This window comes from Pseudomonas sp. PA-5-4B, from assembly GCF_021606215.1.
Lineage (GTDB): Bacteria > Pseudomonadota > Gammaproteobacteria > Pseudomonadales > Pseudomonadaceae > Aquipseudomonas > Aquipseudomonas edaphica.
The window spans coordinates 17,110-28,169 of sequence record NZ_WKDB01000077.1 but is presented as its reverse complement, the minus strand read 5'-3'; the positions used below and the strand labels follow the sequence as shown (position 1 = coordinate 28,169).

Sequence of the window (11,060 nt, the reverse complement as noted above, 5' to 3'; positions counted from 1 at the left end):
ATGATGGAGCACCGAGTGCTGATTGACTTCTATAACCATAATCTCGGCCCCTTGTAGATCAAGACGTATCAGGTTCGCTATTCACCCCCCAGCTTTCGAAAATGGAATTCGAGATATCACTATGAAAAGTTCTGTAGTTTTTGGTTACAGCGCTGCCGTTGTGGTCGGGCTTTCAGCCATTGCACTTCACGGCGCGGATAAGATAGGCGTGTGGCCGATGTATTCGTTGAGTATGGGCCCAATCCTCCTCGCGCTCTGGCATGAAACTAAGAGCCGAAAGGCTTGCCGAATCAGTTCGCTGCCTTGTAGATGAAGACGTAGGCGAACCAGAGGGTGGCGATCATGGCGTCACCCTACGAGCCCATTGAACATATGGGCCATTCTCGGTAACGAAAATCCCCATCAGGAACCACTCAGGGCCGGGCGATTCAGGATTCCAGGCCGTGCACGCAGCATCCTCGTAAGGTAGATCCTCAATCTCGTCGCCAGAGTGCCAGCCTTTCAGTTCCAGTCCCTGTTCCTTGACCCAGGCAATGTAGGGCGCCGGGTCTTCACCTTCGGCAAAGCTCGGAATGTTCGGGTGATACCACCAGCCGTCCGCATCGCGCTTGACCTCGACCGGCCCGAACGACTTGTTGCCGCTGTGATCCTGGCATGGAGTGACGTACACCACGTCGGAGTAGTGACCGCCGCCAGAGCTGAATTCCATCTTGCAGCCGCACTTGGCAGGCGCGCTGTTGACGAACGTAATCTTTTCTTCAGGCATGACTTCGTCCTTGCCGTTATAGCGGCTGACTTTGAAGGGGGAGGGAGTTACTGTGTGTACTGGTTTGTAATTGATTTTTTGCTAAAGTGACACATCAAATTCTGCAAGGAAGAATTCGTTGAATCGCTTACGGACGTACTGGGTTGATCAGGTGAAATGGTGGTACAACCGCAGTTTAGAGTGGTGGGCTGCGCATCTCACAGCATTCTACATAGGTGGTGCTATTACCATCATGAGTGCAAGATTTGATGATTTGATAACCATGAAGTTGAATGAAATTGGGGATCTTGCTGCTGGTGTGTTTGGGCCAGTTGCATTTTTATGGCTAATCTTAGGTTATTTGCAGCAGGGTCGAGAGCTAAAGCTGAGCTCTGATGCGTTGCAATTACAAGCAGCAGAACTAAAAAATTCTGTAGAGCAACAAACAATCATGGCGCAGGCTGCAATGGCTCAAATTGATGAGCAGCGTAAGATTAGTCTGTTGCAGATTGAAGAGCGTGATCGACTTTATAAAGCAGACTTGAGATTGTTAGTTTTAGAGACTGATACTGATGTCTCAGGTGTTACGAAGGCGAAAATTCGTATTGTTAACTCTGGGTCAATAGCGCATGCGGTTCATTACCGGTTTGACCCGCCTCTTGGAGATATGGGGGTTGGCGCCATTTCTTCTATAAGTTCCAGTAGCGAAATTGTAATGGATGTTAATTATGAGGTCGGAGAGAGCAGTAGGATGGGGATGTGCCTTATCGATTATTTGGATGACGGTGGCAAAAAACATCTAGAATCTTTTTTTTATGATCTCGATCCAAGCACTAATGGCGTAGTTTTTAATAAAATCACGCTGCCAGCAATGAAAGAATCTATAGCAAGTGTCATGAATAAAAAGTCGTCTGTGGTGTAAGGATTAAGCGGATAAGCTATCGGTGATCTCGCTGAAACTGTGTTTTTCCGGCTGGCGTGATTCGTTGAAGTGGGGTATTACTGGGGCCCTACTCCTGCTTAATCCGGTGAGAGGCACCTGCTTAGCGGGTGCCTTTTTTGTTCGGTTCAGTCCAATAGGTGTGGACTACTCAGTCCGCTGCTTTGAGCGGTTCGATAATTCGTGACCGGGCAGAGGGGGCACGGCGTTGCTTGCCATGTGCATCGTTGGTCGGTGATTGTCGGGTCGCAAGATCTGCTAGAACTTCTAGATTGGGCTTAGCTGGAGTGGAGTTAATACGATGGGTCAGGTTTTCCGAGTCGCTGCTAACGACGGTACCGCAATAGATGCCCACTACGAGGTAGATGGGGACACGATTATCTTCCACAGCCGAGGCGGTACTAAAGGCAAAAGCGCCATCAATACCGAATATGCCCAAGGTCTCGAAGCTCTCTTGTTACGTCTTTCTGCAGCTTCAATCCCTCTACTTCGCGTTTGGGTTGACAGCAGCCGTGTCCAAGGACTAACGGTTGAGCAGAGAACCATCTTCGATGAAGCTGATCGAGCCGCCTCGCCAAATGCTGCGTTGAGGCTGATTTCTTCGCGAATGAAATCTGTCGGACGAGCCGAAAAATCCCAAGAAGGTGGAGGCAACTCTACCCGTCGGATTTGTTTACAGGTTTTCTCTGGCACCGCCAAATCTACCTTGGTTGATACCTTGGGAGGTGCCCCGGTGGTAAAGGATCTTCGGAGCCTCGACCGAATCCCTGCGGAGGAGCTCAGAACAGTTACTGCCGAGTATGTCTGGCAGGCTGTTCAGGAATTGCTCAGCGGTAAGCAAGTACCAGGCTTCGGGCCGTCTACCGATTATGACCTGATCACCGATGAGCAGATCAGGCTACCTCCGAAAACTGTCTACGGACTTGCCTCCTCGAAAACATTTGGTTTTGCAGTGCAGCCGAGGCATTTCACTGCTGGAGTTAACAGTCCATGCTTTCACGTGCTGGAGGCGGCGGGCTTTCGAATTGTTCGGAAGGGTGAAGCGGATGAGCAGCCCGGGATCCCTCTACCTGCAGAAGATCGTCAGTGGGCAGAGGGGCAGCCTAGGCTGATCTTTCATTTGCGGCGCGAGCGTGCCCCAGGACTGTCTCGCGCAAAAAAAGCAGAGTTTCTACGTGTGCACCGACGACTTTTTTGCGAGCGTTGCCGTATGGATCCGGTTGAAACTTACGGTGGTGAACATGGCGAAGCCTGCATCGAGGTGCATCACCATGATGTACAGATAGCTGAAATGGCGCTTGGTCATCAGACCCGTCTTGAGGATTTGCAATGTCTCTGTGCAAGTTGTCACAGAGTAGTTCATCGTTTGCTTAAGGAGAGTGCGGCGCTCTCCAAGTAAGTTGCCGACAGGGCTTCACGACTGAGCAGGCGTGTTTTCTATATATGCTCCACCGGAGTGTTAGGCTTGCAAACTAGCTGCTGTAGGATTCGCAAGCCTAGCCAGCGCACCACCTGCACGGCCTTACTGTTGCCGATCGCCTTGTAGCGCGGTCCATCTGGGCATTCGCTGGCGTGCTTACCGCGCCAAGGAATCATCGTGTAGTTGTCAGGAAAACCTTGGCAGCATTCTCATTCTCTTGGAGTTGTTCTGCGAATCCCGGAGAGCTCCAGTACATATGCCTCTCTATCATCGAGAGAGCCTCCCCCCTGAGCCGTGAGAGTAGGATGAAGTGTCGACTTCTCTTCCCGTCCCGGCGGGCTATCCCTGCGAGTGCCTTCGCGCTCAAAAAGTACCTCGATGGGATCGAATCCGTTTCGAGCACTTGCGACAACGAACACACGGCGGCGACGTTGGGCCAAGCCGAAATATTGGGCGTCCAGGACCCGCCACGCGATTGTTCTTTTGGGTCCATACACACAACCAGCGTCCTGCCATTTCTTCCCTAGAGGCTGCAGCTCGCAGTCTTCCCCAGCAAGCGCGCCAAGAAAGCATCCGAAGGCGTTCCCTTTGTCGCTGAGGACGCTGGGGACGTTCTCCCAGACGATAACGCTGGCGGGCTTTCGCTGGCCGGCGCGAACATAGTCAACTGCATCTGCAAGCTCCACGTATTTGATGGTGAGGGCGCCACGCGGATCGGTGAGGCCTTCGCGCATACCGGCGACCGAGAACGCCTGGCACGGGGTACTGCCGACCAGCACGTCAGGCGCCGGGATCTTGCCGGCCAGCACCAGGGCTGCCAGCTTGGTCATGTCGCCGTGGTTCGGCACGTCGGGGTAGGGGTGAGCCAGGACCGCCGAGGGGAACGGCTCAATCTCGGCGAACCAGGCGGCGCGCATGCCCAGCGGGTGCCAGGCCTGTGTCGCGGCTTCAATGCCGCTGCACACGCTTCCGTAAGTTGTGGCCATTGGGGTACCTGAATTTATGTAATGCAGCGATAATTGAGGTCTTTGGGTTGGACACGGAGCATAGGGATGAGCGAAGAAAGACATGAAATTCTGGGGCCTAGTTTTCAATCACTGTCGGGGCCCGCAAAGACCAAGATCGCGGAAGGGCATGTAAAGGCTGCAGTAAGTGACTTACGAGGCTGGAAGGGGATTTATGAGCTTTGTGTTGAATTGCGTAATTTCGAAATATCGCAACTGGTTCAGCGCAATAATTTCTTCATGATCTTTCAAGGGGTCCTGCTGGCAGGTGTATGCCAATCGGCAGGTCAAATTCCAATTGTCAGCTTTATGATTTGTTTTGCAGGTCTGATCGTTTCAATTCTTCAAGCGGGCATGGCTGCCGGAGCCAAATATTGGCAAGTTCACTGGGAGCTTAATACCCAAAAGTCAGAGCAAGTCATGATGAAAGTTTGGACCGTGCATGAGCGCCTACAAAAGCAAATTGACGACAATGACGTTGAGATAGACAGTCATCTTTATTCACAGCTCGAATCGCGGAAGCTCCTTATTCATTTGTTTCAAGAGGACTACAACCGCGAAGGTATTCGTAGCAGCATCCAAGAAGGCCGCATGAAAAGACGATTTGTGAACTGGTTAATCATGAGGCGGTTTTCGGCTAGTCGGATACCTATCTATGCAGGGCTTTTTTTGTCTTTTGTTTGGTTCATCCTGTTAATTTGTACAGTCAGAATTCCTAGGGTCGACTGGAATGTTCTCAGCTGGATAACCGGTTTTCAATCGAAGTGATCCAAGACGTATGTCGATTACAATCGATGCCAATGGGAGTGTTTTGTTAGGCTGCTGCCTGATCCCCCCGTTTTGGCGGCCACTCCGAAAATCCCACGCGGGGAACCTTTGTTTTGGGGTTGATGATCGGCTTGCCTTTGGCATCCACCAGCACGGCCTTGGTCCTGATCTGCATGTCACGGCATCTCAGTGTTTTGCGAGCCAGCTCAACGAACTGTTCGGCGTACTGCGGCGCGTCGAAGAGTGGCGAGAGCCGGCGTACTGCCCCCCCATGATCTTCTCTGCACGCTTGGCGACCAGCTCCAGCCATTCGGCTTCAGGGATCGGCTCGACGCCGCCCGGCGCCTTGGCGTTCTTGCGCTTGTCAGCCGTCTTGTTGCGGGCCTCGGTCTTAGCGACATTGAGGGTAATTCACTGGTAATCAGCGAAGATATCCTGTCGCCGAGTAGTGGCTATTTGATGTACTATTTTGTTTTTGTGGCGAATTGAGCAATGGAACTCTTCTCGGATTTTGAGCTGGATGCAGGCAGTATAACGTACGAGGGAAAAGGTTTTTTGCAACGAAACACAGGCTCTGATTACATCGGTACCAAGGACTCGCCGGTGTATGTATATCTTAAAAGTGATACAGATTGGGCTACGGTTTCCCCCAGTATTGCAGGCGTCGCAGTTGCAGTAATTGTCGCTATGCTTTCTGCAAAGATGCAGAGGAATCAAATTCGTTCGAATATAAGTGGCTTTAGAAGTCAGTGGATTAAGGAGCTCAGGGATTGTTCGGCCGAATACTTTCAGGGGGTTTACTCTTTTATTTTGCGGATGGATACGCAGGATAATTACTCTGGTTCTACTGATTTTATGAAGGACTTTGATAAGATTTTGAATCTGACAGCGAAGTTTGAAATGCTGCTTAGTCGAGATGATGAACATACAAGGGGTATATTGGAGGCTGATCAGCAACTAATCGATGCATTACAGGACTATGAGAAAGGAGTGGACTTTATGAAGGTCGCGAATCTCGTCAATGGTCTTAAAAGGCTCGTGCGTGAAGAGCTTGAGAGAGCCTGGGCGGATGTCAAGTCAGACGTGGGCTTTAAGTCGAAGCGTAAGTCTAAGAAAAATCCCATAAGCCGGTTTTTTTGGTAGGGCTCTAAGTGTCTAAATCGACTATTTCGTGGGCTTTTGAAAAGCACTGACAAAGCCGCAGTGATTCACACTAGTCTATCGCTTATCGTGCGATTCTCCAATTTTGTCAACCATGATGCTTCAGGAGGATTAAGCCTTTTTGATTGATGCTTTTGCGAGAATGACTTAGACCGCTCTACTGTATAGCGAACGTCGGGCCAAGTTCCGAGCATGCTCTTACATTTTTCCCTGCAACCTGTGTGCATGTTGTCATCGCCGGTATATTAAAAAGTTTGGAGGAGGAAGGGATGTCTTTTTGCTTAGCTCTATCGGATGCGAACTGGCAATTAACAAAAGACGTATTTTCAGTTGTTGGAACTGTGGCGAGCGTTTTTGGTGTCGGTGGGGCCTTTTATATCGGACTTGAGGGGCTCTCCACGTGGAAGCGTCAGCTTAGGGGGGGGCTGCTGATCACAAGTTAGCACGGGACGCCGCCACAGCAATTTATAAGTATAAGGTTTCATTGTTAGCGTTGTGGAAGTATGCAGATATAGCTGCAATACATACTGAGGATGAAAGTTGGATAGCTTCTATGGGGGAGGATGCATATTCGATATCTATTTTTAAGCCTCATATCGACAAGGTTGAGCAGGCACGGGCAGAGCTTGAGCCCATTGCAACGGAATGCGCTGCTATTTTCGGCGGCGTTTTCGTTGATGGATTCAAAAAGTTACATTTGTTTGAAACGCGGTGTCTGAGGTGTATACATAGCTATTTGTATCTTATGGCGCGTGTTGGATATGACGAAGATGCAATGGAGGAGTCTGCCGGAGTTACTTTGGCTTGGGCGGAGTTTGCAAATAATGGAATTGTCAATGTCGAATCCTCAAGGCAGTTTGTTGAGCTCCTGATCCTTCCAATGTCTAATGAGATTGAGAAGAGACTTTTAAAAGATGTGACGTAGATCGTTGTGAAAAGATTTGTGTCATCTAAAGTTGCTAAAATTTTGAGTAAAATCTGGAGAGGCGCATCACATCTAATCTCCCTCGTCTTCCGCGTTAATTTGAAGCGATTCGGCAAGGCCAGCTTGCCATAATTTGCGCGCCACGGTTTTTGGTATCTCATAATTGTGGCGCTTTATTTCGAAGAGTGGTGCTGCGTTTTTAGCGCCCAGTGAGTGGGCATGTGCGATCAGTCGCCAGATAGTGATCCGATCCTTCATCTCGCCCAGTTCGGCGGTGGTGCTGCCAGCCGGTCACGCATTCCCTGGCGGAAGTAGTGGCGGATTATGTCGGACGGCCCTTTGACCTTCGATGGTGCCGGTGGCAGATCCTCGGTCCTGCCATTCAGCACCAGCAGTTGCACCGCCTCGCTGACTTCCTCGACTTCATGCCAGCGCATCAACTCGTCGAGCATCTTCCGGGCGCCGTATGGCACCGTGTGCCGCAATTCCTGCTCGTCCAGTTCCTGCCGCTTCTCGGCAAGCTTGGCTGTGCGCTCCTTCTGTTCGGCTGCCATGACCTACCTCTTCTATTCCGCTGGCCGGCAGTGCGAGCCAGGTTTGACGTTTGCGTTGTTGGATGCGGGCTATGCGGCGCATGAGGTGCTGCCCTGGCGCGCTTTTGGGTAGTCGATGCCGTGGGCGGCGATGAGCCGCTCGAAGGCCTTATTGCTGATGGCGAGCTTCCCGCAGCACTGGCGCCGGATGATGCCAAGCTCAAGGAAGGCGCGAATCCGCTCGGCGTACTTCGCGTCGCGCTCCTTGTCGACCGTGCTGTGCACGAGGTCGCGTGCGCCGCCCCGGGTTGGCGCCTTGAACGTTATGTCGTACCGGGCGGCGTGGTTGTAGATGAGCCGTCGACTTACACCAAGTGCCGCTGCGACTTCGGTCTGGGTGTGCGTGACGCCGAACTGGCGTATCTGCTCAGTCAGCTTGATGCGGGCCTGGGTACGGATGTCGTCTTTGTCGAGGGGCAGGGGAGTCACCTCAACCCGGCGCCGAACAAACGGCTTCGGCGCAGGCGGCATCTGGTTGCTGTAGGTGATGGGCTTAGGCTTGTAGTTGTAAGGTGGGGCTTTTTCTATTTCGCCGCCAGCCGCTACAAACTCGGCGACCTGGGTCGCCAGTTCATCCGAGGCTGGTCGCAGTTCCTCTATCATGCTGAGGTGGTTGCTGATCATGACCAGGCTCCTAGGCGATGGGCTTGCGCCCGGGCTTTGTCCGCGACTTCATCAACCATCCTGCCAAGCTCCAGATTGAACTGGACCAGCTCTTGATGAAGCATCGCGATGTACTCCACGTCGCGCTCAATGGTCTCGATATACAGTCGGCAGTCTTCATCCTGGCGTGGATCGAATGACAGGAAATCCCACCACTCCCGGCCCGTGACGAACATGCAGCGCTGAACCTGCGGTTTATGTTCCTCGGGCATGCCTTCGAGCCAGGTGCGGACGTGGACGGCCTCATTGAATGGGCATTTCGACTCAATACCCCCGCGCTCGCCAATCAATCCGTCCGGCGAACAGCCCAGCCACTCGTATTTTGGATGAACTACGAAGCCCGACTTGATGACGCTATTACCAGTCAGGATTTCGTAGAAGTCGTGGCTCGACTGCTCAACCTCGGTTCCCCAGGCCATCGACTTGCTGCTGACCGAATGTTTCGATCGGTTGGCCAGGCGCTCAAAAGCCAGCTCGCGCATGTAGGTGGTACGGGCCGCAAGCGGCTTCCGTTTGCCGTGTTTGTCACGGTCGCCCCATGCAATAACATCCTTGAATCGGCTGGCGGTGAGTCGCCCGCTGCGGTCCTGGTGCCACTGCTCGGTACGCTGAAGGTCTACAGAGGCGTTCATTGGTTGCCGCCTTGCTGGTCGTCATCGGAATGGTCAGCGCCATCGTTGAGGGTGGTGAACTCCGCTTCAATTGTCTGCGCTATGGTCTTCAGCTCGCTATGGCGGGTAACGCCAATGGCGCCGCGCTGCGCTGGCTTCAACGCCTTCCAAGCTTTCTCGTAGCCCTCAAGGCCTTCCTCTTGGGCGGTCTTTTTCAACTGCTCAAACAAGTCCGCAGATGCGTCAGTTTGATCGCCTTGAGGTACTGCTGACGCAGCCACGTCGGCTGGCTTGGTAGATGCCTGAGCTTCGCCCCGTGGTGTCACGTCGATTTCTTCGCTGCTGGCATCTCGTCGTTGGTGTATACGCCGAGGATTACATCAGGCGTGTGGAGACGAGCCCATTTGCGAATCGCTAAGTAGGCGACTTGCTGTTTGGGGTCAGTCGCCCACTGGGTTGAGAAGCGCGGATAGGCCTGGCTCATCATCACCTTGACCTCGCGGGGCATGCTCTCGCCGATCATGGTCAAGCGGACGATAATGCCCAAGCCTGCTTCATCATCTTTCTTCCAGGCTGCCGTGTAGTATTTTCCTCCCTTTTCGGATTTGTTCTCCGTCACCCTTCCAAGGATTTTGTCCCAGTCGCCAAGGTACTCATATTCGGGACGGCCTTGGATGGGGGCGCGGGAAATCACGACGGCATTGATTAATTGCGCCTCGTAGCCGAGCGCGCCGCCTTGGGTTAGGTGGGTTTTTTGAGCCACTGCAAAGGCCCTGACACCAGAGCAGCAAAAAATCCAGGAGTTGGAAGCTCGGATTGCTCGCCTCGATCGCGAGAAATCAATATTAAAAAAGGCTACCGCGCTCTTGATGTCGGAAGATCTCGAGCGTACGCGCTGATCAATCAGCTAAGCGTCCATGAGCCTGTTGATTACTTGTGCGAGGCGTTTGAGGTCGCTCGTTCGGGGTACTACGCGCATCGTCTAAGGCGGCGAACACCAGATGTTGAGCGGATCAGGCTGCGTAGCCGAGTGAGCAAGTTGTTCACCCAGGGCCGAAGTGCTCCCGGCAGTCGAAGCATCACGTTGATGATGCAAGAAGAAGGTGAGCAAATTGGACGGTTTAAGGTACGCAGGCTGATGCGTGAGCTGGAGTTGGTCAGCAAGCAGCCAGGATCACACGCCTATAAAAAGGCGACAGTCGAGCGGCCGGATATCCCAAATATATTGAACCGAGAATTTGATGTCGAAGCGCCCAACCAGGTCTGGTGCGGCGACATGACCTACATCTGGGCACAGGGGAAATGGCACTACCTGCGGTTGTCATGGATCTTTACGCTCGCCGAGTGGTGGGCTGGGCGTTATCAGAAAAGCCGGATGCAGACTTGGTGATCAAGGCGTTGGACGTGGCTTACGAGCAGCGTGGCAAGCCGCAAGGCCTGCTATTTCACTCAGACCAGGGATCCCAATATGGCAGCCGCAACTTTCGCCAGCGGCTGTGGCGTTATCGCATGCGTCAGAGTATGAGCCGCCGAGGAAACTGCTGGGATAATGCGCCGATGGCGCGGGTTTTTCGCAGCTTGAAAACAGAGTGGATACCAACCACTGGCTACATGACCGGCCACCAGGCTCAGAGAGACATTAGCCAGTACCTGATGCATCACTACAACTGGATCCGACCTCATCAATTTAACGATGGATTGGCCCCAGCGAAAACGGAAGAAAAACTCAAAACCGTGTCCGGGATGAGTTGACCCCTACACTCTTGGCTTGAAGCTACTGTCGCTCACATCGACCTCCATATCTTTATCCGCGCCGAAAATGGCGCAACCCCAGTCCTTGGGCTTGCAGGCGAAGGACTGGGCCTCCATTGAAGGGCGTTACTCTTCCTCACGATCCGGGAGCTCCCAGCTGATGGTCAGTTTTGTGGTGTCTTCGTCATACTTGACGCTTAACTCTGACTCGGAAAATCTCTCCAAGACAGCGTCAGCAAATTCAGCATTGCGTTTGCCCAGTACGAACACAGTGCTTGATTGGCCTGATCTCGTCTGGTCATTGATGTCGTAGTTAATGGAGTCCATCAACTCTCTGAATTCAATGTTCTTTTTGCCTTCTTCGGTACGTCGGCGTAGCTCTTCAGCATCTGGCGGCATCTTTTTTATCTCTAATATGACAGGGAAAAGCCATGCGTCTAGCATGGCTTCATAACGCTACTATGACTGGATCCAATAG

The 11,060-nt window shown here is 52.5% G+C and carries 12 protein-coding genes and 2 pseudogenes; 6 read left to right on the top strand and 8 right to left on the bottom strand.

All coding sequences use genetic code 11. The features are described 5' to 3' along the window. Window positions 1-340 precede the first annotated feature (340 nt). A complete protein-coding gene (locus GIW28_RS26465) occupies window positions 341-766 on the bottom strand; it encodes a hypothetical protein (RefSeq protein ID WP_236447173.1) in 426 nt (141 codons plus the stop codon). Window positions 767-884: 118 nt separating this feature from the next. Here GIW28_RS26465 and GIW28_RS26460 point away from each other — a divergent pair, with 118 nt between their 5' ends. Together GIW28_RS26460 and GIW28_RS26455 are read left to right on the top strand one after the other, a co-directional pair. Then, window positions 885-1,667 (top strand): hypothetical protein, encoded by a 783-nt coding sequence (locus GIW28_RS26460; protein WP_236447172.1) that lies wholly within the window; start codon window positions 885-887, stop codon window positions 1,665-1,667. 319 nt (window positions 1,668-1,986) lie between these two features. Then, entirely contained in the window at window positions 1,987-3,084 is a 1,098-nt protein-coding gene (locus GIW28_RS26455; RefSeq protein WP_236447171.1) for an HNH endonuclease, read from the top strand. A 329-nt stretch (window positions 3,085-3,413) separates the two neighbouring features. Here the strand turns inward: GIW28_RS26455 and GIW28_RS26450 are convergent. Beyond that, window positions 3,414-4,091, bottom strand: a pseudogene (locus GIW28_RS26450) (DNA cytosine methyltransferase); the annotation flags it as partial. Window positions 4,092-4,157: 66 nt separating this feature from the next. On the opposite strand from GIW28_RS26450, the gene GIW28_RS26445 reads away from it, so the two are divergent. From GIW28_RS26445 to GIW28_RS26435, 3 genes are all read left to right on the top strand, one after another. Then, complete coding sequence (locus GIW28_RS26445) at window positions 4,158-4,877, top strand: RipA family octameric membrane protein (RefSeq protein WP_236447170.1); 720 nt, start codon at window positions 4,158-4,160, stop codon at window positions 4,875-4,877. A gap of 492 nt (window positions 4,878-5,369) precedes the next feature. After that, entirely contained in the window at window positions 5,370-6,020 is a 651-nt protein-coding gene (locus GIW28_RS26440; protein WP_236459079.1) for a hypothetical protein, read from the top strand. Between the two features lie 571 nt (window positions 6,021-6,591). Continuing rightward, window positions 6,592-6,963 (top strand): hypothetical protein, encoded by a 372-nt coding sequence (locus GIW28_RS26435; protein WP_236447168.1) that lies wholly within the window; start codon window positions 6,592-6,594, stop codon window positions 6,961-6,963. A 254-nt stretch (window positions 6,964-7,217) separates the two neighbouring features. Here the strand turns inward: GIW28_RS26435 and GIW28_RS26430 are convergent, their stop codons facing one another. The 5 genes from GIW28_RS26430 to GIW28_RS26410 all read right to left on the bottom strand — a co-directional run bounded on the left by GIW28_RS26430 (window position 7,218) and on the right by GIW28_RS26410 (window position 9,593). After that, entirely contained in the window at window positions 7,218-7,517 is a 300-nt protein-coding gene (locus tag GIW28_RS26430; protein WP_236447167.1) for a hypothetical protein, read from the bottom strand. A 69-nt stretch (window positions 7,518-7,586) separates the two neighbouring features. Continuing rightward, on the bottom strand, window positions 7,587-8,180 hold the full coding sequence (locus GIW28_RS26425) for a hypothetical protein (RefSeq protein WP_236447166.1): 594 nt from the start codon (window positions 8,178-8,180) through the stop codon (window positions 7,587-7,589). Then, entirely contained in the window at window positions 8,177-8,851 is a 675-nt protein-coding gene (locus tag GIW28_RS26420) for a lambda exonuclease family protein (protein WP_236447165.1), read from the bottom strand. Before GIW28_RS26420 ends, GIW28_RS26425 begins: the two co-directional genes overlap by 4 nt. After that, window positions 8,848-9,060, bottom strand: coding sequence for a hypothetical protein (locus GIW28_RS26415; RefSeq protein ID WP_236447164.1), 213 nt, complete (start codon window positions 9,058-9,060; stop codon window positions 8,848-8,850). Before GIW28_RS26415 ends, GIW28_RS26420 begins: the two co-directional genes overlap by 4 nt. A gap of 92 nt (window positions 9,061-9,152) precedes the next feature. Beyond that, complete coding sequence (locus tag GIW28_RS26410; RefSeq protein WP_236447163.1) at window positions 9,153-9,593, bottom strand: recombinase RecT; 441 nt, start codon at window positions 9,591-9,593, stop codon at window positions 9,153-9,155. Window position 9,594: 1 nt separating this feature from the next. Here GIW28_RS26410 and GIW28_RS26405 point away from each other — a divergent pair. Next, window positions 9,595-10,582 (top strand): annotated as a pseudogene (locus tag GIW28_RS26405) (IS3 family transposase); the annotation flags it as partial. A gap of 126 nt (window positions 10,583-10,708) precedes the next feature. Here the strand turns inward: GIW28_RS26405 and GIW28_RS26400 are convergent. Next, the gene (locus GIW28_RS26400; protein WP_236447162.1) at window positions 10,709-11,026 is read right to left on the bottom strand and encodes a hypothetical protein; all 318 of its coding nucleotides are present in this window, start codon (window positions 11,024-11,026) and stop codon (window positions 10,709-10,711) included. Window positions 11,027-11,060 lie beyond the last annotated feature (34 nt).